Source organism: Denitrobaculum tricleocarpae (genome assembly GCF_007004665.1).
GTDB classification, from domain to species: Bacteria; Pseudomonadota; Alphaproteobacteria; order Kiloniellales; family Kiloniellaceae; genus Denitrobaculum; species Denitrobaculum tricleocarpae.
This window is the reverse complement of sequence record NZ_ML660057.1, coordinates 226,475-248,914: the sequence shown is the minus strand read 5'-3', so window position 1 is coordinate 248,914 and position 22,440 is coordinate 226,475. Positions and strand designations below refer to the sequence as shown.

18 protein-coding genes are annotated in these 22,440 nt (G+C 58.3%); 15 read left to right on the top strand and 3 right to left on the bottom strand.

What is annotated here, in order from left to right; genetic code table 11:
* The first annotated feature begins 79 nt into the window (after window positions 1–79).
* The 3 genes from FKG95_RS18300 to FKG95_RS18290 all read left to right on the top strand — a co-directional run bounded on the left by FKG95_RS18300 (window position 80) and on the right by FKG95_RS18290 (window position 5,082).
* Window positions 80–2,323, top strand: a complete 2,244-nt coding sequence (locus FKG95_RS18300; RefSeq protein WP_142897847.1) for a HAMP domain-containing methyl-accepting chemotaxis protein — start codon at window positions 80–82, stop codon at window positions 2,321–2,323.
* Window positions 2,324–2,551: 228 nt separating this feature from the next.
* Complete coding sequence (locus FKG95_RS18295) at window positions 2,552–4,678, top strand: ATP-binding protein (protein ID WP_179954164.1); 2,127 nt, start codon at window positions 2,552–2,554, stop codon at window positions 4,676–4,678.
* A 23-nt stretch (window positions 4,679–4,701) separates the two neighbouring features.
* Window positions 4,702–5,082, top strand: coding sequence for a response regulator (locus tag FKG95_RS18290; RefSeq protein WP_142897845.1), 381 nt, complete (start codon window positions 4,702–4,704; stop codon window positions 5,080–5,082).
* A gap of 12 nt (window positions 5,083–5,094) precedes the next feature.
* On the opposite strand, the gene FKG95_RS18285 is transcribed toward FKG95_RS18290, so the two are convergent.
* Window positions 5,095–6,054 (bottom strand): LysR family transcriptional regulator, encoded by a 960-nt coding sequence (locus FKG95_RS18285; protein ID WP_142897844.1) that lies wholly within the window; start codon window positions 6,052–6,054, stop codon window positions 5,095–5,097.
* A 116-nt stretch (window positions 6,055–6,170) separates the two neighbouring features.
* Here FKG95_RS18285 and FKG95_RS18280 point away from each other — a divergent pair, with 116 nt between their 5' ends.
* Window positions 6,171–6,719, top strand: coding sequence for a thiamine pyrophosphate-binding protein (locus tag FKG95_RS18280; RefSeq protein WP_142897843.1), 549 nt, complete (start codon window positions 6,171–6,173; stop codon window positions 6,717–6,719).
* Window positions 6,716–7,300 carry a thiamine pyrophosphate-dependent enzyme gene (locus tag FKG95_RS18275; RefSeq protein ID WP_218940242.1) on the top strand — a complete coding sequence of 195 codons (585 nt, stop codon included), beginning with the start codon at window positions 6,716–6,718 and terminating at the stop codon, window positions 7,298–7,300. The genes FKG95_RS18280 and FKG95_RS18275 overlap by 4 nt, the downstream gene beginning before the upstream one ends.
* 52 nt (window positions 7,301–7,352) lie before the next feature.
* Here FKG95_RS18275 and FKG95_RS18270 read toward each other — a convergent pair whose 3' ends face one another.
* The gene (locus FKG95_RS18270; protein WP_142897841.1) at window positions 7,353–8,828 is read right to left on the bottom strand and encodes an aldehyde dehydrogenase; all 1,476 of its coding nucleotides are present in this window, start codon (window positions 8,826–8,828) and stop codon (window positions 7,353–7,355) included.
* A 255-nt stretch (window positions 8,829–9,083) separates the two neighbouring features.
* Between FKG95_RS18270 and FKG95_RS18265 the strand changes: the two genes are divergently transcribed.
* The 6 genes from FKG95_RS18265 (at window position 9,084) to FKG95_RS18240 (ending at window position 16,091) form a co-directional block, all read left to right on the top strand.
* Window positions 9,084–10,670, top strand: a complete 1,587-nt coding sequence (locus tag FKG95_RS18265; protein ID WP_142897840.1) for a 5-guanidino-2-oxopentanoate decarboxylase — start codon at window positions 9,084–9,086, stop codon at window positions 10,668–10,670.
* Window positions 10,671–10,812: 142 nt separating this feature from the next.
* Window positions 10,813–12,027: an NAD(P)/FAD-dependent oxidoreductase gene (locus FKG95_RS18260; RefSeq protein WP_142897839.1), complete on the top strand. Its 1,215-nt coding sequence runs from the start codon at window positions 10,813–10,815 to the stop codon at window positions 12,025–12,027.
* A gap of 240 nt (window positions 12,028–12,267) precedes the next feature.
* On the top strand, window positions 12,268–13,128 hold the full coding sequence (locus FKG95_RS18255; protein ID WP_142897838.1) for an FAD binding domain-containing protein: 861 nt from the start codon (window positions 12,268–12,270) through the stop codon (window positions 13,126–13,128).
* Complete coding sequence (locus FKG95_RS18250) at window positions 13,125–13,604, top strand: (2Fe-2S)-binding protein (RefSeq protein WP_142897837.1); 480 nt, start codon at window positions 13,125–13,127, stop codon at window positions 13,602–13,604. The genes FKG95_RS18255 and FKG95_RS18250 overlap by 4 nt, the downstream gene beginning before the upstream one ends.
* The gene (locus FKG95_RS18245; protein ID WP_179954163.1) at window positions 13,604–15,853 is read left to right on the top strand and encodes a xanthine dehydrogenase family protein molybdopterin-binding subunit; all 2,250 of its coding nucleotides are present in this window, start codon (window positions 13,604–13,606) and stop codon (window positions 15,851–15,853) included. Before FKG95_RS18250 ends, FKG95_RS18245 begins: the two co-directional genes overlap by 1 nt.
* Window positions 15,846–16,091, top strand: coding sequence for a MoaD/ThiS family protein (locus FKG95_RS18240; protein WP_142897836.1), 246 nt, complete (start codon window positions 15,846–15,848; stop codon window positions 16,089–16,091). The genes FKG95_RS18245 and FKG95_RS18240 overlap by 8 nt, the downstream gene beginning before the upstream one ends.
* A gap of 38 nt (window positions 16,092–16,129) precedes the next feature.
* Here the strand turns inward: FKG95_RS18240 and FKG95_RS18235 are convergent, their stop codons facing one another.
* Window positions 16,130–17,050 (bottom strand): hydrogen peroxide-inducible genes activator, encoded by a 921-nt coding sequence (locus FKG95_RS18235; RefSeq protein ID WP_142897835.1) that lies wholly within the window; start codon window positions 17,048–17,050, stop codon window positions 16,130–16,132.
* A 174-nt stretch (window positions 17,051–17,224) separates the two neighbouring features.
* Here FKG95_RS18235 and FKG95_RS18230 point away from each other — a divergent pair, with 174 nt between their 5' ends.
* The 4 genes from FKG95_RS18230 to FKG95_RS18210 all read left to right on the top strand — a co-directional run bounded on the left by FKG95_RS18230 (window position 17,225) and on the right by FKG95_RS18210 (window position 22,436).
* Window positions 17,225–18,184: a universal stress protein gene (locus tag FKG95_RS18230; RefSeq protein ID WP_142897834.1), complete on the top strand. Its 960-nt coding sequence runs from the start codon at window positions 17,225–17,227 to the stop codon at window positions 18,182–18,184.
* 1,084 nt (window positions 18,185–19,268) lie between these two features.
* Window positions 19,269–19,514, top strand: coding sequence for a YdcH family protein (locus FKG95_RS18220; RefSeq protein ID WP_142897832.1), 246 nt, complete (start codon window positions 19,269–19,271; stop codon window positions 19,512–19,514).
* Window positions 19,515–19,713: 199 nt separating this feature from the next.
* Window positions 19,714–22,020, top strand: coding sequence for a putative monovalent cation/H+ antiporter subunit A (locus tag FKG95_RS18215; protein WP_142897831.1), 2,307 nt, complete (start codon window positions 19,714–19,716; stop codon window positions 22,018–22,020).
* Complete coding sequence (locus FKG95_RS18210) at window positions 22,017–22,436, top strand: Na+/H+ antiporter subunit B (RefSeq protein WP_142897830.1); 420 nt, start codon at window positions 22,017–22,019, stop codon at window positions 22,434–22,436. The genes FKG95_RS18215 and FKG95_RS18210 overlap by 4 nt, the downstream gene beginning before the upstream one ends.
* The last annotated feature ends 4 nt before the right edge of the window (window positions 22,437–22,440 follow it).

Below are 22,440 nucleotides of genomic sequence, written 5' to 3'. Positions count from 1 at the left end.
AGTGACTGGAGTGTGTCCCGGTCGACTTAGATATCCTGCTGTATGCGGCGCGGCGCTATGATCTTTAGGAGATTGTGCAATGTCACCGCAAGCCAGTATCGATGCCAAGCAGCCGCGGATAAAGCCAAGTGTGTCCTTGCCTTTGGGTCGGGTAACCTTCGCGAAAGTCAAGATATCCGCTAAGCTGATTGCGGGATTCACTGGATTGGCGGTGCTTAGCGCACTGATCGGTATCGCGGGTTTGTTCTTTGTCGATAGAATCAATGACCGGCTCACAGATATTACGGAGACGTCGGAACCCACGGTGTTCTTGGCCGAGAGTCTGAATTCCAACATCTGGGAAGCAACCAAGGTCGCGGAGGAAGTCATTGCCGAAGAAGACCTTGAGGATATAACGCCTCTTGTTGAGGAGTTCGCCGTTCTGGACGGTTTGTTTCTGTCGTCATTCTCCGAGCTGCAGAGAATTGTGACAGACCCGCAACTCAATGACGAATTGCTTGCGACAAGGTCGGCCCAGAAAAGGTTTGTCGAGATTTCCCGCGAGATGTTTGCAGCGCACCGGATAGAACTTGAAGAAGAGGCGAAAGCCAAGGAATTGCTTTTCACTTTTGACGAACTGGGCCAGCGCATGATCATTGCGTTGGATGAATTTGCGACCGAAAACGAAGCCGAGATGGCTCAGGTGCAAACCCGGGTCGGCGAATTGCTGGCGAGTGGTGCCACCGCAGCACAAGTGGATCAAGTGATTCAACAGCTTTACCGGGTCGACTATCCGGTCGTTGAGGCCGCCTTGAAGCTACAGCGCCAGGTTATTGAGATGCAGGACACGGCCGGAGAGTATCTGGCGGAGGAATCTGCTGCAAAACTGGGGGCTGTGGCGAAAGAGTTCGAGACACTGTCTCGCGGCGTGCTGAAGAATATCAGTATTCTCGCCGAGTTTGCGGAGAGCGAAGAGGACACGGCGGACGCCGAATCGCTAAGTAAGTTGTTTCAGGAGTGGATCGTCTTTGCGGGGGATGACGAAATGCTCTTCGATACGCACAGGGATATGTTGCAGGCAGAGACCGAGGCGGATGAACTCACTGAGGATCTTGAAGCGGAGGCCGACGCGGTCGCCCAGGTCCTGGACAACGTGGGGGAATACGCCGAGGCAATTTCCAAAGCTTCTGCGAATGAAGCAGATCAGGCAGTGACTCAAGCCAGCCTCTCAATCCTCTCTCTGCTCTTGCTTGCAGCCGTGATTTCGGCAGGACTGATTTACTTCGCGGTCGCGTCGGTTATCCGGCCGATCAAGGGAATGACGCAATCGATGAAACATCTGAGCGACGGAGACACCTCAGTGGAGGTCCCGAGTATTCAGCGGCGAGACGAAATCGGCGATATGGCCAAGGCAGTACAGGTCTTTAAAGAAAACGCGATCGAAAAAGAGCGTCTCAATGACCGTGAGCGGGAGCATCAGTTGGCCCGCGAAGCGCGCTCCGAGCGGGTTGCGGAACTTATCTCGAGTTTCGAAATCTCAAGCAACGATGTATTGAGTTCAGTGAATGCTGCTGTTTCGCAGCTGCGGAGCAATGCACAGACGCTGTCTGCGACTGCAGAACAATCGAACAGCCAGTCTGCCGCAGTGGCTGCGGGTTCAGAAGAAGCCGACGTCAACGTCCAGACCGTTGCAGCCGCAACTGAACAGTTGAGCAGTTCGATCGTCGAGATCACTCAACAGATGGATCATTCCTCGCAGATCACCCGTGCGGCGGCTGAAGAGGCTGAGTCAACGACGGAAACAGTTAAAAATCTCAGTTCGGCTTCACAGAAGATAGGTGATGTCGTGAGTCTGATCACCGATATCGCGGAGCAGACAAACCTCTTGGCTCTCAACGCGACGATTGAGGCCGCGCGTGCGGGGGATGCCGGCAAAGGTTTCGCCGTTGTCGCCTCCGAGGTCAAATCATTGGCCAACCAAACGGCGAAAGCGACCGAGGAAATAGGTACCCAGATCAATAGTATTCAGGACATTTCCGACGAAGCGGCGAACGCGATCCACAAAATTGCCGGGACGATCGGCAAAATGAACGAGATCGCCTCGACGATTTCCGCCGCAATGGAAGAGCAGCGCGCGGCAACCCAGGAAATATCACGCAACGTTTCCGAAGCCTCCGCGGGAACGGCCAGTGTTAGCGCCAACATCGTCGGTGTAAGTCAAGGCGCCCAAGAAACTGAGAAAGCTGCGAACGAAGTTCTGCAGGCGGCTGACGATTTAGGGCAACGTGCTCAATCGATGAGCGATAGTGTCGATGGCTTTCTAGAGGGTATCCGCAGCGCATAAACTGGAATGAGACTAGCTGTTCGCGTAATAATGATCACTCGCCGACGCAGGGGCGCAAGACTTTGACGTATCTCAATCGTCCAAGGCGCGGGCGGGTTATTTCTCGCTATCCGGCGTTGGGCCGGCCCGGAGAATGATTGCGGGTAGGAGCGTCGTTAAGGGGGGGGCATGGTTTCGTCTAGCGATTTTGTTGTAACCGGGGCGCGGAGGTTCCCGCCGCTTTCAAGTGTGCTGAAGGTCTTTGCGCCCTTCATCAACCTAAATATCTCGAAGAAACTCGTTGCCGGTTTTGCAACGATTTCGATCTCGGCTGTCCTGGTTGGTATCACGGGCTTGTACTTTATTGACAGAATCAACACGACTCTGAACCACATTTCGGACGTTGCAGCCCCAACGGTCGAGACATCCGATGACCTTATCGCTCTGATCTTTGAAGCAACCAAAGTAGCGGAGGAGATTATTGCAGACAGCGACCTCAACCGCATGGAGCCATTGATCACAGAACTTAGTGTGCTTGATCATAAGTTCGATCAGACCTATGTCGAACTGCAGGGCCTGGTCAGCGATGTCTCGCTCCTGGATGAACTGGCTACGGCGCGCCAGGAGCAATCTGAGTTCAACGAACATGCCCTTCAAATGGTCTCGGTTCTCAGGAGCGCTTTGAACAACGAACAAGAAGAAACCAAGCTCCTCACCGCATTCGACCTGGCGGGTTCGGAGTTGACTAAATTGCTCGATGTCTTGGCCGAAAAAAATGAACTGCAAATGGCGAAGGCTGAGGAGGAAGGGGATAGACTGGCAGAACGTGGGGCCGATGGACACTCTGTGAACGGCGTCCTCGGGCAACTCTTCGATAGAGACTATCCGGTCGTGGAAGCGGCTTTGAAGATGCAGCGCCTGATCATCGAGTTACAAGACACGGCCGGCGAATATATCGCAGAGCGAAACTCCAGCAAACTGGGCGCGATCGAAGCTGAATTTGTCGCCTTGTATGAGAGCGTGTGGCCGCATCTGAGTGTTTTGCGCAAGCTGACGGAAACGCAAAGAGACAAAAGCGACGTTGACGAACTCCGCTCCAGGCTCGACACCCTCTTTAAGCTGGGCTATGGCCGCGGACAGCTCTTCGAGACACACCGGGCCAAGCTGGCGGCCGTGCGCGAGTCCAGACTGCTTGCAGAACGCCTGGAAACCGACGCAGATAACGCCGTTGCGGCGCTGGATCAGGTTGCCGAGTCAGCCGACGCAATCAGCGACGGTGCCGATGAAGCTGCGGAGCACGCCGTTGACCAGGCGAGAACAACAATTCTGACGCTGCTCATCATCGCGATGATCGCATCTATCGGATTGTTGTCGTTTATCGTTCTGACTGTTGTGCGTCCGATTAAGAATTTGACGGGGGACATGGTCTCTCTTGGTGAGCGTTATGGTTCCACTGTCCCGCCTGTCCGCAGGCGGGGCGATGAAGTTGCCCAGCTCAGGATGACGTTTGATCAGCTTCGGGCGCAGGTGCAACAGCGCACCGATCAGTTAGACTCGGCAAACCAGAGTCTGGAACGGGAGCTGGCCCGGCGTGAGACCCTGGAGAGGCAGCTCGTTCACACCCAAAAGCTCGATAGCCTGGGTACGCTGGCGGGTGGCATCGCGCATGACTTTAACAATATGCTGTATGTCATTCTAGGTTGTACCAAAATCGCTCTCGAAGAGGAGCCCAAAGAGAGCTTTACTAGCAAGCTGATCTCCAAAATCGATCAAGCCGCGCAACGCTCGAAATCCATCGTCGACCAGATTTTGTTCTTCAGCCGCCGCGAACAAGCGAACCGGGAGCCTCTCCAAATCAGCCATGCTGTTCGCGAATCCGTCACGCTGTTGCGGGCTGGTCTGCCCTCCACAATGGTTCTCGATATGGAGATCGATGACAACTGTGGCATAGTTTTGGCCGACGAGACGCAGATCCAACAATTGACTGTGAACCTGATGACCAATGCCTTTCAGTCCTACTCCGACGGCAAGGGGTCGATCCGTCTGACAATGATCGAGACCGAAGTCGACCAGGCCTTCGCAGATCAACACTTGGGACTGCATCCAGGGCCCTATGTTCGCTTGTCGGTGGCCGACCGTGGGTGTGGTATCCCGGATGATGTGTTGGTGAAAATCTATGATCCCTTTTTCACAACGAAACCGGTTGGTGAAGGCACGGGCCTGGGACTGTCGGTCGTGCATGGTATTGTCACCGGGCATGAAGGTGTCATAGTGATTTATACCCGAGTCGGCGAAGGGACGACCTTCGAGGTCTACTTGCCGGTTTATGAGGGACAAAGGCTCGAAAGCGGCGGCATGCGGAGCTCTGTGACGTAGGTCCGTCTTTTTGGAGGGGAAAAGTGGCAAAGATCTTGGTTGTGGACGATGAACCGTTGATTTGCGAGATGCTTGAGGTGTTTCTCTCGCGCGCCGGTCATGACGTCACAGCGGTCACCGATGGGAAACAGGCAGTCAAAGCTGTCGAGTCAACTCCCGTGGATCTTGTCGTTGCCGATATCGTCATGCCGGAAAAAGACGGTCTCGAGACAATTATGGAACTCCAGAAAAAGCGACCTGAGTTGAAGATTATTGCTATCTCCGGCGGGTCCCGCATCGGCAACTTTGACTTTCTGGCAATGGCCAAGAAACTGGGGGCGTGCAAGACTTTTTACAAACCCCTGGATAACAGTGCTTTGCTGGTTGCGATTAACGAGTGCCTGGAAGACAAGTTGCCGACTTAAAGGCAATCACATCTATCGTTGAGCGGCGGTCTCCTCTTGTTGGCTCTTGAGCAGCAATTGTCCATCCCAAACACCGTCTTCGACCATTTCCGTCACCTCCCTGCATAACTCCTGAGAAAATCGCGTTACTGCGTTCGAAGTCTGGCGACCAAGCGGCAAGGCGACGACAAGTTTGCGTGAGAGGGCCGGAGCAACAATCGGTGTTGCCGTCAGCTTGCCTTCCGCGACCTCTTCGTGGATCGAGGCATAGGGCAGAACTGTCGCTGCATGTCCGCGCCGCGCCAGATCCTTAAGAGTCTGCAGGGCATCGGCTTCGACCGGCACATTCAGCTGCAGGCCCTGCTTCGCCGCTTCCTGTTCCAGGAGAATACGCAGGCTGTGGTTTGGGCCGGGCAGAACAAGCGTGCGCTGCGCGATAGCGGCGAAGCGCACCGCACGCCGGACATCAAGCGCTGCTTCCTTGCTGGCGACCAGAAAGAGGTTTTCCATCAGAAGCGGCTGCACCATCAGGTTTGTCTGCTTCTCCTGGGCGTACATGATGGCGATGTCGACTTCACCCCTGAGCAGCCACTCCAGAAGATACTCGGTAAAGGCCGGGACGATCCTCAAACTTACCTCCGGGTAGGCTGTGCGAAAGCGCTCAGTGATACGGGCGGCGAGGATATCGCCGACTGTCGGCGGAATTCCGATCACGACCTTTCCTCTGACCGCAACAGCCTGTTCCGTCAGGTCCGCGCAGGTTTCCTCGACCTGACGCAGGATCGAGGTGGCGCGCGACAACAGCAACTCGCCTGCTTCGGTCAGGACCATGCCCCGCCCGTGGCGTGAGAAGAGCTGCGTTTTAAGCTCGTCTTCCAGCATCCGGATTTGCCGGCTGAGTGCGGGTTGCGCGATTCTCAGGCGCTCGGCCGTCTTACTCAGACTGCCCAGTTCCGCGACCTGGACGAAGGTGTTGAGTTGTTTAAGGTCCATCGTACTATCAAAAAATTATATAGCTTTTCGTAAATTCTTATATTTCAAATATATCCGTTGTGTTGATAGATTCTCAACGACAAGGTCATGCAGGCAACTTGAAGTGCGAACCCCTCATGCAGCAAAACTCTCTCCAAAACAGCCACTCAATTGACTGGAAATTACAGGTCTATGAGGTGCTGAAGGATTTCGATGTAAAGCATGCGGCTTACGTGCCCGATGCGGGCCATTCCACCGCCATCGAGCGCTTCAATGCCGATAAGGCGGTGCACTCTGTGGTTTTAACAACCGAGGAGGAGGGGATCGGCTATCTGGCAGGGGCCTGGCTTGGCGGAGAGCGGGGTGTTCTACTGTTGCAATCGAGCGGTGTCGGCAACTGCATCAACACCTTGGCACTCCCGGCATGCGGCCGTTTTCCGCTGCTCATGGTCGTGACCATGCGCGGCGACTGGGCCGAATTCAATCAATGGCAAAATCCCATGGGTCAGGCGACCGAAGCAGCCTTGAACCTCATGGGCGTGAGGACCTGGCGCGCCGAGAGAGCCGAGGAAGTTGAGGGGCTCTTGCGTGGAGCGGCGACGATGGCATTCGATGGGGACCAGGCCTGTGCTGTTCTCCTGAGCCAACAACTGATCGGTAAAAAAGTATGGAACCAGGCGCAATGACATCTACCCATTTGAACCGTAGAGAAGCTGTCGCCGAACTGCTCGAAGATCGCGGTGATCTGATCGTGACGACCGGTCTCGGGTCGCCGTCCTACGATGTCATGGCGGCGGGCGATCACGACCGGAATTATTACCTTTGGGCCGCGATGGGCAGCGCCGCGACCGTCGGCCTTGGGCTGGCGATGTCCCGACCTCAGGATCCGGTCCTGGTGGTGACCGGTGACGGTGAGATGCTGATGGGCATGGGAGCCCTTGCCACTATTGCCGTGCAGGCACCCAAGAACCTGACGATCGTTGTTCTCGACAACGGCCACTACGGCGAGACGGGAATGCAGCGCAGTCACGCCGGTCACGGCATCGAGCTTGACAAGGTCGCCCAAAGCGTCAACTTCGACTGGACCGCCCGTATCACCGACTTGGCCGGTGTCCGTAACCTTCGTACACGGGTTCACGCGAAAAACGCGTTGAATTTTGCCGCGGTCACAATTGACGTGGCGGAGGAAGACCGCATTCTGCCATCCCGCGATGGCGTTTACATCAAAAACCGCGTTCGTGCGGCTCTTGGCCAGCAGGATTTTTGAGCGCCGGGCCCCAAGCAATTTGCGCCTTAAAAACCCGCCATGCTTCCGTTGATCATCTGATGATAAAGGGGTTGGCGACGGGCGAGGCCTGTGCCAGCCATACGGATTTCGTTTGTAGATACTCCTTGATGGCCTCCAGGCCGCTTTCCCGGCCGATCCCGCTTTGCTTATAGCCGCCGAACGGCGAGGTATAGCTGACCGCACGGTAAGTGTTGACCCACACGGTACCGGCTTTCAGCCGTTCCGACATACGAAGCGCGCACCCCATGTCTTTGGTCCAAACGCCCGCCGCCAGGCCAAAGTCGATGTCATTTGCGATGCGCAGGGCGTCTTCCTCGTCCTCGAAGGGGATGACTGAGAGAACCGGTCCAAAAACCTCTTCCTGGGCGATACGCATATCGTTGCGCACGTTGGTGAAGATGGTGGGCTCGACGAACTGCCCGCCGATGGCGCCGGGCCCGTCGTACGGCTTGCCGCCTAACACACAGGTTGCGCCTTCCTCGCGTGCAATCTCGATGTAATCGAGTACTTTTTTATACTGTGGTGGAGTTGTGACGGGGCCAACGTGAGTCTCCAGCGACATCGGATCACCGATCGTGGCTTCTCCAGCGACCTTGACCAGCCGTTCGACGAATGCGTCGTGGATGGACCTTTGCAGCAGCAGGCGCGAACCCGCGATACAGGTCTGGCCGGTCGCCGCGAAGATGCCGGAAATAGCACCCATGACGGCGGCTTCCTGATCAGCGTCCTCAAAGACGATATTGGGTGACTTTCCACCCAGCTCCAGGGATACATGTTTGAGATCGCGCGCCGCGGCCTCGTTGATCTTGCGTCCGGCTACGTCGGAGCCGGTGAAAGCGATCTTAGCCACGTCCTTATGCGCGACGAGGGCCTGCCCGACATCCGCGCCAAAACCGGTAACCGTATTGACGACGCCGGGCGGGAACCCGGCCTCTTCGATGAGTTTCATGAAGGCCAGAGTAGAGGCGGAGGTGAACTCCGAAGGTTTGATGACCGCTGTGTTGCCTGCGGCCAAAGCTGCCGCCAGCTTCCATGCGAGGAGCAGAAGCGGGGAGTTCCAGGGCGTGATCATGGCAATCACACCCAGCGGTTCATAGCGTACGAAATTGAGGACGGCTTCCTTGTCCGTCGGAATGACGGCGCCTTCGATTTTGTCCGCAAGGCCGCCGTAGTAGCGATACCACTCGGCCATATACTTGGTTTGCGCCGACATCTCGGCGTAGAGCTTGCCGTTATCGCGGACCTCGATCTCCGCCAGCGCGGCCGAGTCCCGCTCGATCAACTCCGCGAGACGCATAAGCAGGCGGCCACGTTGCGACGGCTTCATCGCCGACCATTCACCGTCAAACGCAGTCAGCGCGGCTGTGACGGCATGATCGACATCCCCGCCGTTACCGTGCGCGATTTCCGCCCAGGCTTCACCGCTGTAGGGATTGACCGTCTCAAACCATTTCCCAGCGTCTGGTGCTACCCAGGCACCGCCGATATAGTGCTGGTACCTCTCCATCCGTCCTCTCCTGTGCGTTCTTGTGCGTTTTTGCCTGCCGCTCCGCGCGGAATTGATTTTGCACGGTTGTTATAGCATCAGATTTTCCTGTCAGGCTTGGAACTAGAACTTTTCGATAGCCGCTTTCGAATTTCAACATGGCTCTGCAGCGCGTGAGAAACCGTATTTCGTTGACAAGGAAAGCTGCACTGCCCGATCTAAGGGTCCGCGGATCGACACGGGGTCAGATTCGCAAACGCCAGTGCGAGCAAACTTATGACCACGATCGGTGAAGCCATTGTCCGGTACCTCGAAGAGCGCGAGCTGCCGGTTGTTTTCGGATTGCCCGGGGTGCATACGGTTGAGCTTTACAGGGGGCTGGCCCAGTCGAAGATCCGTCATGTCATCGCGCGCCACGAACAGGGGGCTGGCTTTATGGCGGACGGCTTCGCACGCGTATCGGGGCAGCCGGGTGTGGCCTTTGTGATCACCGGTCCGGGGATCACCAATATACTGACAGCGATGGCACAGGCGCGCTCGGATAGCGTGCCCATGCTGGTGGTTTCAAGTGTGAACGAGCGGGCCGGTCTCGGCTCGGGGCTGGGGCACCTGCACGAACTTCCCGACCAGCAGGGGGTTTGCGCGCTTGTCGCCTGCCGTTCGGAACAGGTGACCTCGGATGCCGAGTTGATGCCAGCGCTGCACGGGATCTATCAGGATTTTGCGACGAAGCGTCCGGCGCCTATGCACCTGGAGGTCCCGTTGGATGTGATGGGGGCTTCGTTCGACCAGGTTTTAAGCGCGCCCGATCCTAAATCACCACCGGTTCCCGGTCCCGAACTGCTTAAGAGTGCAGTGGGCCTGCTATCGCGGGCGCGCAAACCGGTCATTCTGGCTGGGGGCGGGGCGCGCTGGGCCGAGGACGCGCTCCTGGCCGTTGCTGAACAACTGAACGCACCGGTCGTCCAGACCATCAATGCCCGTGGCTTGATGCACGGTCACCCACTGACAATCCCGGCCAGCGCCAGTCTGGAGGCGGTGCGCGATCTGCTTCGGGTATCCGACGCCATTCTCGCCGTCGGGACAGAACTCGGGACGACCGATTATGATATTTACCGCAATGGCGGCCTGCCTGAGCTGAAGCATATGGTTCGCATCGATATTTGCCCTGATCAACTCGCCCGTCATCCTGCCGACGTCACACTCTGCGGCGTGGCGGCGGATGTCCTTCCGCTGCTGAGCAGGGCGCTGGGTGAAGGCAGGGGCGCGCCGGACTGGGGGGCTGAGCAGGCGGCTGAGACCCGGGTTAAGGCGCACGCCGAACTGCCGGGCGACTATGCCCATCAGGTGGAGATGCTGAACTGCATCCGCGACAGTTTTCCGAACTCCATCATCGTCGGAGATTCCACTCAGCCGATTTACGCGGGGAATCTCTACTACGACCATGACTGCGCAGGCGGATGGTTCAATTCCTCGGTTGGCTATGGGGCCTTGGGTTATGGCATTCCCGCTGCGATCGGCGCGGCTCTGGCGGCGCTCGATCGGCAGGTCGTCTGTATCACGGGGGACGGGGGCGCGCAGTTCACCCTGCCGGAATTGATGACTGCGTTGGACGAGAAACTGCCGATCATCTTCGTCATCTGGAACAATGCGGGATATCTGGAAATCGAAACATCCATGGCTGACGCCAATGTCGAGGTGGTCGGCTGTGATCCCACCCCACCGGACTTTGAGGCGCTTGCCAAGGCCTGCTCGATGTCTTTCCGGCGTTGCGAGAACAGCACCGCCGGCTTTTCCGAGGCGCTCAAATCGCACAAGCCCGCTGACGGACCGATGATCATTGAAGTGGATGTCCCGCGTTGAGTGTCTCGCTTTGCTTCATCTCATGAGTAAGGGGACATCCGACGGCTTGAGACGGTTATCGCGAAAAAAAACGGCTATGGCTGCTAGAGTGCAAATGCTACGCAAGAAGTGAGCGCTTAAGCGAGAAAGAGGAGAAGGCCTGATGGGTGAGGGTCTCATTGCACCGAAAAACAAGTCGTACGATGTCGTGATTGTCGGCGGAGCGATGCTTGGGTCCGCGGTCGCCTGGTTCCTGAGCGACAATCCGGATTTTGACGGTTCCATCCTGGTGGTTGAGCGGGACCCGACCTACGAGTTCACCTCGACCGTACACACCAACAGCTGTATGCGGCAGCAGTTCTCGAACGAGATCAACGTGCGGATCTCGCAATTCGCAGCCGAATTCGTGAAAAACTTCCGTGAATTCATGGGCAATGACGAGCGCGTGCCGGACGTGCCGCTCCACAGCTATGGCTATATGTATCTGGCGGACAATGAAGCCTTTGCGCAGGTTCTGCGGGAAAATCAGAAGCTCCAGGCGGCCTGTGGCGCCGGCACGAAGTTCATGACCCGAGACGAGATCAAGCGCGACTATCCCTTCTATCAACTCGACGACATCGTTGGCGCGAACCACAACCTTGTCGACGAGGGGTACTTCGAAGGCAGTACGCTCTTCGACTGGTGGAAACGCTCTGCGCGGGAACAGGGCGCGGAATACATTGCCAACGAGGTGGTTGGGATGGCCAAAAACCCAGCCGGCACCCGGGTCGAGAGCGTGACCCTGAAGTCGGGTGATGTCATAGCCTGCGGCTCGGTGGTGAATGCCTCAGGCCCACGCGCAGTCTTGACGTCGCGCATGGCGGGCATCGAAATTCCCGTGGAACCCCGCAAACGCTACACCTTCATCTTTTCGGCGGAACAGCCACTGGACCGGGATTTGCCGCTGACCATCGATCCCTCGGGTGTTCATATGCGCAGCGACGGAACCTACTATCTCGCGGGTTGCCCGCCCGATGACGACCCTGCGGTTGACTACGACGATTTCGTTCAGGACTTCAGCATATGGGAAGAGAAGGCCTGGCCCGTCATCGCAACCCGCGTTCCCCAGTTCGAGGCCATAAAGCTGATCAACTCCTGGGCCGGACACTATGCCTACAACACCTTGGACCAGAATGCGATCCTCGGACCCCACAGCGAGGTCGAGAATTTCATCTTTGTGAACGGCTTTTCAGGCCACGGTTTCCAGCAGTCTCCTGCCATGGGGCGCGGCACGTCGGAATGGATCACCTATGGCGAATACCGCTCTCTCGATCTGACGCCTTTTCACTACGACCGCATCGCGCAAAACAGACCTTTCCTGGAGAAGGCAGTCATTTAGGAGCACCCGCCGGTTTCAGGCTTTGCGCCATAACTCGCAGCTCCATCCGATAACGTAAACGCGCAGCAGGTTTGGTGCTTTTACCGCTTGCCGGTTTCATGCTCCCTGTGAGACGGTTGTATTTGAGATTTGATTGCGGGCCATCGGAAGACCGGGCCTGCTCCACGTATCAGCATTTACTGCCCTGAGTGGCGGGCAGGATAAGAAGTAGAGAGCACCACCTGGTGCCTTGGAGGATTCATGGAATACCATACGCCTGGCAGCTTCAAAGACGCCGCCACGATCGCGGCGAAAGCGGAGGGAGTGACACGGTTTTTGGCAGGTGGCACCGACGTCCTGGTACAGTTGCGCGCTGACATGGTGACACCCGACGTGCTCATCGACATCAAGCAAATCGCCGGTGTCAAAGATATCGCCCGAGAGGAGGGCGGCTGGCGGATCGGCGCGGCTGTTGCGGGCGCCGAAATGACGGAGCATTCCGAACTGGGCAAGGAATGGCCCGGCGTGGTCGAGGCGATGGACTTGATCGGATCCACCCAGATCCAGGGACGCGCGACCCTCGTCGGAAACCTCTGCAATGGCTCACCGGCGGCCGATAGTGTTCCGGCACTGATGGCGGCTGGCGCATCGGTCTCGGTGGTGGGGGCCTCCGGCACCCGCAAAATACCGGTCGAGGAAATCCCCGCAGGCCCGGGCAAAACCAATCTTGCCAAAGGCGAGGTTATCAGTGCGGTGCATTTGCCGGCCCGGGGTGACAATGCCGGCGATGCTTATCTGCGGTTTATCCCGCGCACCGAGATGGATATTGCTGTTGTCGGCTGCGGCGTCAGTCTCCGGCTTGACGGTCCGGCGGTCGCGGAAGCCCGTGTTTCCTTGGGGGCAGTGGCGCCCAGGGTTCTTCTGGTCGAGGACGCTGCAAAAGCGATCATCGGCAGCTCGCTTGATGACGCGGCGCTGGAAGCTTTGGCTGCGGCGGCCTCGGCAGCCTGTAACCCGATCGACGATAAACGCGGCACCATCGAGTTCCGCACCCATGTGGCCGGCGTCCTGGCACAGCGCGCCGCCAAAATAGCTTACGAGCGCGCAGGAGGTGCCAAATGAGCATGATTCATGTGACCACGACCGTAAACGGTGATGAGGTCGAGTTTCTTTGCGATCCCCGGGAAACCCTGCTGGATGTCCTGCGCGACAGGCTGGCGCTGACCGGCGCGAAAGAGGGATGCGGCACCGGCGACTGCGGCGCCTGTTCCGTTACGGTTGACGACCGGCTGGTCTGTTCCTGCCTGATGCTGGGGGCCGAAGCCGAAGGCAAATCCATCGGCACCATCGAGGGCATGGCCAATGGCGAGGAGCTGCATCCTCTGCAGGAGAAGTTCATCGAGTATGCCGCGCTGCAGTGCGGTGTCTGCACACCGGGCGTTCTGGTGGCGACCGAGGCGCTGCTGAAAAAGAACCCGGACCCGACCGAGACCGAGGTGCGCTACTGGCTGGCGGGCAATCTCTGCCGCTGTACCGGTTACGACAAGATCATCCGCGCTGTGCTGGACACGGCTGCTGACCTCAGAAAGGCATCGTAATGGCTCCCGACGGAAACATGACAAACGGTTTCAAGGTCGTTGGCACCCGCCCCAAGCGGCCAGACGGCGTGGATAAGGTCACCGGGCGCGCAAAGTTCGGCGCCGACGCGGCGGCACCCGGTATGCTGCACGCCTCTATCGTGCGTTCGCCGCATGCCCATGCGAAAATACTGAAAATCGATACCTCAAAGGCAGAGGCGTTGAAGGGCGTAAAGGCGGTCGTGACCCGCGCCGATTTCGCCGAGGGGTTGACAGGCGAGAACTGGAATATCCTCGAGAACGTCATGGCGGGCGATACCGCGCTCTACGATGGCCACGCCGTGGCGGCAGTTGCCGCGACCACGGCACTGGCTGCGCGGGATGCGGCCAAGCTGATCGAGGTGGAATACGAGCCTCTGCCCCACGTGACCGACGTGGACAAGGCCATGGCCGCGGATGCGCCGGTGATCCGCGCCGGTGCCGCCGACAAGTCGGTTCCCGAGGGCATGCATCCGAACGTCGTGCGCTATCATGAAAGCGGCCACGGCGATGTCGACAAGGGCTTTGCCGAAGCAGACCTGGTGATCGAGGAGAGCTTCAAGACCGAGGCCACCCATCAGGGTTACATCGAGCCTCATGCCTGTTTGGCCCAGCTCGGTCCCGACGGCAAGGGCGAGGTCTGGTGCTGCACGCAGGGGCACTTCAATGTTCAGAAGGTCTGTGCGGCACTGGTAGGCACCGAAACCAGCCAGCTTCGGGTCACGCCTTCGGAAATCGGCGGTGGCTTTGGCGGCAAGACGGTTGTCTTCATAGAGCCTGTCGCCCTCGCTTTGTCTCGCAAGGCCAACCGCCCGGTCAAACTGGTGATGAGCCGCTCCGAAGTCTTCCGCGCGACGGGGCCGACGGCCTCGACCTCCATGGACATCAAGATCGGCATGACCCGTGAGGGCAAGATCACCGCCGCTCAGGGTGTCTTCCGTTTGCAGGGCGGGGCTTTCCCCGGCGCGCCGATGGAATTCACCGCGATGTGCGCCTTCGCGCCCTACGCTCTGGAGAACGTGCATCAGATCGGATACGACGTCATGTCGAACCGCCCGAAGCAGGCGGCCTATCGTGCGCCCGGGTCTCCCATGGCCGCCTTTGCGGTCGAATCCGTCATTGACGAACTTTGTAACAAGCTTGATCTGGACCCGATCGAGGTGCGCCTGAAGAACGCCTCCAAGGAGGGCACCAAAGCCTCCTATGGACCAAAGTTCGAACGTATCGGTCTGGTGGAGACCCTCGAGGCGGCGAGAGCGCACCCCCATCTGACCGCGCCCTTGGCCGAAGGGCAGGGACGGGGCATTTCCTGCGGCTTCTGGTTCAATCATGGTGGCGAGACCGCTGTTTCGTTGGCGCTGTCCGAGGACGGCACCGTGGCCATTTCGGTCGGGACACCGGATATCGGCGGCTCGCGGGCGTCCATGGGGCAGATGGCGGCCGAGGAACTGGGTATTCCCTATGAGAATATCCGCACCACCGTCGCCGACACCGCGACACTGGGCTATAACGAGATCAGCCATGGCTCCCGCGTGACCTATGCCAGTGGTCTCGCCACCATCAAGGCAGCCCGTGACGCCGTGAAGAAGCTCTGCGCCCGTGCGGCGGCAAAATGGGGCATCGACGAGGAGGCGGTGGTCTGGGAAGACGGCTGCGCCAAACCCTCCGGTCCCAATGCGGGTGAGTTCGAGCCCTTGCCGCTGGCGAAAATCGCCCGCAGCATGGGCCGCACCGGCGGACCCATCGTTGGCCATTACGAGGCGACACCGGAAGGCGCGGGCGTCAGCTTCGCCACCCATATCGTCGATGCCGAAGTCGATAAGGAAACCGGTCAGACCAAAGTCGTGCGCTACACGGTCGTCCAGGATGCCGGCAAGGCCATTCACCCGACCTACGTGGAAGGCCAGTTCCAGGGTGGCGCGGCGCAGGGCATCGGCTGGGCGCTGAACGAAGAGTACATCTACGGTGAAGACGGACGCCTGCAGAACTCGGGTTTTCTCGACTACCGGATCCCGGTGGCCTCCGATCTGCCAATGATCGATACGGTCATTGTCGAGGTGCCGAACCCGGGCCATCCCTACGGTGTGCGTGGTGTGGGCGAGACTTCGATCTGTCCGCCATTGGCGGCGATTGCCAACGCGGTCTCGAATGCCGCCGGGGTCCGCCTGACGGAACTGCCCATGTCGCCGCCCCGCATCCTGAAGGCGCTCAACGATCAGGCCAATGGTTGAAGTCAATCTCTGGTCGGGCCTCAAGGCCTACACGGGTGGTGCCGATAAGGTCGAGGTCGAGGCCCGGAACGTGGGAGAACTCCTGCGCGGCCTTGTCCGGGCCTACCCGGACCTGGAACCGACCATCGAAGCCGGGGTCTCGGTCGCTGTGGACGGACGGATCATCGCCAGCAGTCTGACCGAGCCTGTTTCATCCGAAAACGAGATCTACCTTATCCAACGGCTGAAGGGCGGCTGAGGCATCGTGATGGATCTCATAGGGCTATCGTAAAAGCCTTAGCGTAACACAGTCACCTCCGGCACGCCCTCCGAGATAATCTCACGGATCAGCTCCGCCAGGGCCTGGAACTCGTCCTGACGTGCCGAGTGCCGGCGCCAGACCATACCGATCATGCGAAAGGGGCGGCGCGTGCGCAGATGCCGGGCGACCACCTGATCGTCGTTGGAGACTTCCGAGCGCACGTACAAGGCCGGCAGCAGAGATAATCCCATGCCCATGCCGACCATCTGGCGCAAGGTGTCGAGGCTGGTGCCTTCATAGTCGAGGGCAAGTTTGGCGCCGTACTGTGCGCAGAGTTCGTGGACCTGGTCGTGCAGCCGATGACCACGTTCCAAAGTCAGGACCGTCTCGTCTTTCAGGTCGGTCTGCTCGACCTGCTGTTTTTTGGCCAGCCGGTGATCTGTCGGCGCGACCACCAGGAGCGATTCCCGGAAAAGACGCGTATGGGCGATGTCGCTTCCCGTGACCGGAAGGGGGAAGAGCAGCAGATCGTAACTGCCATCATCGAGACCGCCGAGCAGAGCCTGTGGCAGTCCCTCGCGCACGTAAAACTTCAGATCCGGAAACCGCCGGTGAAGCTCCGGCAGAATGTGCGGCAGAAGATAAGGGCCAAGCGAGGGAAGGACGCCAAGGCGAATGGTGCCGCCCATGAGGTTTTGTTCATGTTTCGCGACCTCCACGATCTCCTGAACGTCGCGCAGGACGCCTTTGGCGCGGCCTGCGATCTCAGTGCCGATCGGTGTGAGGATCACACGTGCCCGGCTGCGTTCGACAAGCTGGACACCCAGTTTCTCCTCGAGTTCGCGCAGCTGGCCGCTGAGGGTCGGCTGGGTCACATGGGTGAGTTCAGCCGCACGCCTGAAGTGAAGCGTCTCAGCCACCGCAACCAAGTAGCGGAGCTGTTGCAAGGTTGGCACCTGTCGAAATCCTCCCCTTCAGGGCATCTTTGAAAGCTAAAAACTATCGAAAGTTTCTTTAACTTCGATTGGAACAATCAATTTTTCAAGCGCAATTTTAACCAAGGTGTATCTCCACGCCACTCGCGTGACCTTGCCTTAAACAAAGAAAAAAGCGCTAGGGAGCTGATTGCCATGAAAAGATTTACGAACATTTTGTTGGTTTGTGATGAGGATAGCCTTCATGACGCGCTGATCGAGCGGGCGGTTTGGCTCGCGAAGGCAAACGGGGCCAGAATTACCCTGGTGGATGTGATGGAATCAGCGCCCGGCGAGCTCGCAAGCCTGTTTGGCAGCTTTTCGGGCGCGGGTGCTCAGGATGTCGAGCACGAGGTGATTGAATTCCGCAGCGCGCGCCTGGCCGACATTGCAGGCCCCATCAAGTCCGAGGGCATCCAAACCGCCGAGGTGGTTTTACAGGGCAATCCCTTCATCGAGATCATCCGCAAGGTTTTGCGCGACGAACATGATTTGGTCATGAAAGGCGCTGCCGGTGCGTCGGAAGGGCGCTCGCTCTTCTTTGCAAGTACGGACATGCATGTGCTGAGGAAGTGTCCCTGTCCGGTCTGGATTATGAAGAACAGCCCCGACAGGCGGAATGCCCGCATCCTTGCGGCTGTCGATCCGGATCCGGCCAACGAGCAGAAAGTCGGGCTCAACACCCTGGTCATGGAGCTCGCGACATCCTTGACGGAGATTGACGAGAGCGAGCTGCACATCATGAATACCTGGCGGCTTGAAGAAGAAGCCGCCTTGCGCAACAGCGCCTTCGCCAAGGTGCCAAAAGCCCGGATCGACAAACTGGTGGATGAGCAAGAGCAGAAGTGCCAGCAAAACCTGTCGCAACTGCTTTTCCGCTACCCGGACACATCCGGGAAGCATGAAGTCCATCTCGAAAAAGGCGCAGCACGGGAAATCATTCCGGAATTTGCCGAGCAGAATAAGGTCGATTTGATCGTGATGGGAACAGTGGGGCGGACCGGCGTGAGCGGGCTGATTATCGGCAACACCGCGGAAGCGATCCTGAACCAGGTGGAGTGTTCCGTGTTGGCGGTGAAACCACCCGGTTTCGAAACGCCGGTGAAGTTACACTGACTTGCGGAGCGATGTTACCGGCAGCGTGGCAATGGGGATATGATCTCTGGCAAGGATGCAGGCGTTGCGCGGTGCAGTAACCTCGTGCCTCCGGAGTGCTGAGGCGACCGACCGAAGCCACGGCACCCAAGATCGACAGCCGTGTCGTCTTAGAGTTTAGCGCAACGAATGTCGTCTCAATTGAGAGCTAAGCTGGATTAAGGTCCGGTTGCGTGATTGATAACTGCGGAGGCGGCTGACTTTTCTGAGGTGGAAAGCGCCTGTCTGTGGGGTCCTGCGCCCGGCGCGATCGATTGACCGGGCCGGGCGTAAGCTTAATGCGCCCTCACTCACGCTTTTGCCATTTGTCCCAACCGCGATTTACTGCGCAGTTTGCGCCAGAGGATTTGCGCGACGTGAGCTTCGGCCGAATCACATCCGTATCGGGCGATACAATCGTGATAATCATTCTTGGCATGCTGGAGGGCCGCTGCGTGGTCTCCCCTGTAAGACGGCCGGTTAAATGCGTCAGGTATCTTGGTCATCCGCTTCTTTCATCCTTTCAGCTGCGTCTTTCCGATCAGGGCAAAACTTCAGAGTCCCTCTCTCCTCCTGCAATTGGGGGGTGTTTTGGATTGGTCCAATCGATCAGAAGCCATTCTTTAATCGGAAGAAATGATAAGTTGCCGCCGCCTGCGCCAAATTTGGCAATCCGGCCAGTCTGTTATCGAACTGCGCAGTCACGCAGGAAAGGCAAGCTCATCGCAAGAATGTTTTATTGATTGATAAAAACTATCAAACTGATAAGTGACAACGAATGGAACGATCACGAAGCGCGGCCATATCAAACTGTACTCCACGCGGCCCGATGCGAAGATCTGAGTGAAAGGAGGAAAATGTGAACCGGCGTTTTTCCAGCATTGCCAAACAGGATTTCCCTGCGGGACCGGCTCATAGCGCACAAGATCGCCACGATGGGAGACTTCACAACGGGTTGTGCTGTCAGTCAGCCACGGTCCGGTAATCGAGGACATCCTACAAAATCAAAACGCCTTCCAGGTTCGGACTCCGGGCCTGCTCCTCTGACCTCCAGGGAAAACAGAACATGCCAAACGACTACAGCTACACTGCGCTCCTGAATAAGCACAACGCGATTGATGAGCAGATTTCGCGCGAGATGAAGCGGCCTCTGCCCAACACCCTGAATATCCAACGTCTGAAGCGTCAGAAGCTCTTGCTCAAGGATCAAATTGAGTCGTGGAGAAGGCTTATGCTGGCTGTTCGGGCGCCGGTGGGAGAGCCGTCCGGCGGGGTTGGCGCACAGGAATTTGCGGCCGCGCGTCAAGCTTGATTACCCTCGTTTTCGCCCTAGTTTTTGCAGGAAACCACGTCCCCATCGCTTGCGGTGGGGACGTTTTGCGAACAAATAGCAACTTCGTGTTTTGCGCTCTGAGCGACGCATAGGCATTTGTAATAAATTAATATTGGGTACAGAGTGCCCGGGCAGTTTATGGTCCTAAGGTTTTTGTTGTGGGGAAGTGAACCTTCGTATGGATAACTCCGATCCGCGCGTCGAGTCGGGAGAGACGCAAAAAGTGACGGCGAAGGTGAAGGCAGAGAGTAGCATCGGCATCGGTTGGATTGCTGCGTTGCCGCCTCTTGTGCTTGCTCTGGTGTTTGCCACCGGGCTGCCCGCCATTGCCGATGGTGAAACGCTCCGCTTCGTCTACGAATGGGTCCCAAGCGCGGGAATCAATCTCACATTTCTCGTTGATGGACTCAGTCTTACCTTTGCGCTCTTGATCGCCGGGATTGGCGCGGTGGTGGCGCTCTTCTCGAGTGTCACCTTGGCCGGCCATGTCCACTACTGGCGTTTCGTCTTCTATCTCCTGTTCTTCATGTTCGCCATGCTCGGGCTGGTCCTGGCGGACAACCTGATCACGCTCTTTGTTTTCTGGGAACTGACATCTGTCGCTTCCTACCTCCTGATCGGCTTCAATCACTCCACGGCCAAGGCCCGAAGATCAGCGCTGCAGGCTCTTCTTGTGACCGGAGGTGGCGGGCTCGCACTGCTGGCAGGGTTTATCCTGCTGGGCAGTGCCGCGGGCACCTACGAGCTGTCCGAAATCATGGCAATGGGCGATACGATCCGCGATCACGCGCTTTATCTGCCGATCTTTTTCCTGGTCCTGGCAGGTGCTTTCACCAAGTCAGCTCAGGTGCCGTTCCATTTCTGGCTGCCCAACGCCATGGCGGCGCCGACACCGGTGAGCGCCTATCTTCATTCCGCGACCATGGTCAAGGGCGGCATCTACTTACTGGCACGCATGCATCCGGCCCTGAGCGGCACCGAGGTTTGGCTCTGGACGCTTACGCTCTTTGGCGCTGTGACCGCGGTTTTTGCCTCGGTACTGGCCTTGCGCCAGACCGATCTGAAATTGGCCCTGGCTTACACGACGCTTATGGCGTTGGGGACTCTGACCATGTTCCTTGGGTCGGGGGCGACCATTGCCATTGCCGCGGCGGTCACCTTCCTGATCGTGCATTCCTTCTACAAGGCGGCTTTGTTCCTGATCGTCGGCATCATCGACTATCGCGCGGGAACCAGGGAAACCTCGGAACTCGGCGGTCTCGCCAAGACCATGCCGGTGACCGCCTTCGCCGCCGCTGCGGCAGCGCTTTCCATGGCCGGGTTCCCGCCCTTCCTTGGTTTCATCGGCAAGGAGTTAAAGTACGAGGGAGCACTTGCCGTCGCGTCCGAACCGCTTTTCGTGGCCACTGCCGCGGTACTGGCCAACGCCCTGATGGTCGCGATCGCCGGTATTGTCGCATTGAAACCGTTTTACGGCCCGCGACTGGAAACTCCGAAATCGCCGCGTGAAGCGCCGCTCTTCATGTGGATCGGCCCGCTTGGACTTGCGGTGCTTGGCCTGGTCTTCGGCCTGATGCCCGGATTGATCAGTGCCAGTCTCGTTCAGCCTGCGGTGACGGCGATTGCCGGTCAGCCGGAAGAGGTCAAGCTCGCACTCTGGCATGGTCTGAACCTGCCGCTGCTGCTGAGTGTCGTGACCTTCGTTCTTGGCATCAGCTTCTACCTGGGCCATCAAAAGCTCCGCGGGTTTCTGGTCCGGGTGGAGCAGAGACTTCCGGCAACGGCGGATCAGATGTGGGACCGCTTTCTGGATGGACTTAAGGCCTCGGCGGCCTGGCAAACCCGGATACTTCAAGGCGGGATTCTGCGACGCTATCTCTTTGTCGTTTTTGCAACGACGGCGCTCGGCGGCGTTGTGACACTCTATGTCACGGATGCCGCGCGCTGGCCCGAAATCCTGCCTGACTTCACGATCAAACACCTGTTGGTCGTGGGATTGATTGCCGGCGGTGCCATTATGACGGTCTTTGCGGGCTCCCGGCTTGCCGCCATCTGCGCCCTGGGTGTGGTGGGTATGGGAGTTGCGTTGATTTTTGTGATCTTTGGTGCGCCGGATGTCGCCATCACCCAGCTTTTGGTCGAGACGCTGGTGGTCATTCTGGTCGCCGTGGTGATGCTCCGCCTGCCGAGCCTGGAACGGGATCCCATGAAGGGAGCGCGGATTTTCGATGCCATTCTGGCTCTGTTTGTCGGCGGCGTGGTCACCGTCATTCTGCTCTCGGTGCTCGACACGCCGCTCGACCGCACAATTACGGCATACTTCGAAGAGAAGAGTATGCCCGAGGCCTTCGGACGTAACATTGTGAACGTTATCCTCGTCGATTTCCGGGCGCTGGATACCTTTGGAGAGATTGCTGTCGTCGCCGTTGCCGCTCTGGGCGCTTATGTTTTGATCAAGGGCACGAAAAAGGCGAAGCAGCAATGAATTCTCTTATCCTGAGCGCCGCAACGAGGATCCTGGTGGCCTTGATGCTCCTGTTCTCCGTCTACATGCTGCTGCGTGGTCATAACGAGCCCGGCGGCGGCTTCATCGGCGGCTTGCTCGCCACGATCGGGATTGTGCTCTATGCCATTGCCCATGGCAGCGCGGCGGCCCGCCAGGCCCTGCGGCTCGACCCCCTGACCATCGCCATGGGCGGATTGGGTATTGCACTGCTTGCCGGTGTTCTCGCTGTTCTTTTCGGAGATCCCTTTTTCTCTGGCCAGTGGTCATTTCCCTTCGCCGAGGGCGGTGACAAGGGCTTCCCGATCAGTACGGTGCTGCTGTTTGACATAGGTGTTTACCTCGTCGTGGTCGGCGCTGTGCTAGCGATCGTGCTGGGTCTGGAAGAGGAGGTCTGACCGT

What these genes read in the sequence shown, in the direction of transcription:
- FKG95_RS18265 (WP_142897840.1), top strand. Translation starts at nt 9,084, where the DNA reads ATGACCACGATCGGTGAAGCCATTGTCCGGTACCTCGAAGAGCGCGAG.
- FKG95_RS18230 (WP_142897834.1), top strand. Translation starts at nt 17,225, where the DNA reads ATGAAAAGATTTACGAACATTTTGTTGGTTTGTGATGAGGATAGCCTT.
- FKG95_RS18285 (WP_142897844.1), bottom strand. Translation starts at nt 6,054, where the DNA reads ATGGACCTTAAACAACTCAACACCTTCGTCCAGGTCGCGGAACTGGGC.
- FKG95_RS18255 (WP_142897838.1), top strand. Translation starts at nt 12,268, where the DNA reads ATGGAATACCATACGCCTGGCAGCTTCAAAGACGCCGCCACGATCGCG.
- FKG95_RS18210 (WP_142897830.1), top strand. Translation starts at nt 22,017, where the DNA reads ATGAATTCTCTTATCCTGAGCGCCGCAACGAGGATCCTGGTGGCCTTG.
- FKG95_RS18260 (WP_142897839.1), top strand. Translation starts at nt 10,813, where the DNA reads ATGGGTGAGGGTCTCATTGCACCGAAAAACAAGTCGTACGATGTCGTG.
- FKG95_RS18280 (WP_142897843.1), top strand. Translation starts at nt 6,171, where the DNA reads ATGCAGCAAAACTCTCTCCAAAACAGCCACTCAATTGACTGGAAATTA.
- FKG95_RS18275 (WP_218940242.1), top strand. Translation starts at nt 6,716, where the DNA reads ATGACATCTACCCATTTGAACCGTAGAGAAGCTGTCGCCGAACTGCTC.
- FKG95_RS18300 (WP_142897847.1), top strand. Translation starts at nt 80, where the DNA reads ATGTCACCGCAAGCCAGTATCGATGCCAAGCAGCCGCGGATAAAGCCA.
- FKG95_RS18270 (WP_142897841.1), bottom strand. Translation starts at nt 8,828, where the DNA reads ATGGAGAGGTACCAGCACTATATCGGCGGTGCCTGGGTAGCACCAGAC.
- FKG95_RS18215 (WP_142897831.1), top strand. Translation starts at nt 19,714, where the DNA reads ATGGATAACTCCGATCCGCGCGTCGAGTCGGGAGAGACGCAAAAAGTG.
- FKG95_RS18240 (WP_142897836.1), top strand. Translation starts at nt 15,846, where the DNA reads ATGGTTGAAGTCAATCTCTGGTCGGGCCTCAAGGCCTACACGGGTGGT.
- FKG95_RS18250 (WP_142897837.1), top strand. Translation starts at nt 13,125, where the DNA reads ATGAGCATGATTCATGTGACCACGACCGTAAACGGTGATGAGGTCGAG.
- FKG95_RS18220 (WP_142897832.1), top strand. Translation starts at nt 19,269, where the DNA reads ATGCCAAACGACTACAGCTACACTGCGCTCCTGAATAAGCACAACGCG.
- FKG95_RS18245 (WP_179954163.1), top strand. Translation starts at nt 13,604, where the DNA reads ATGGCTCCCGACGGAAACATGACAAACGGTTTCAAGGTCGTTGGCACC.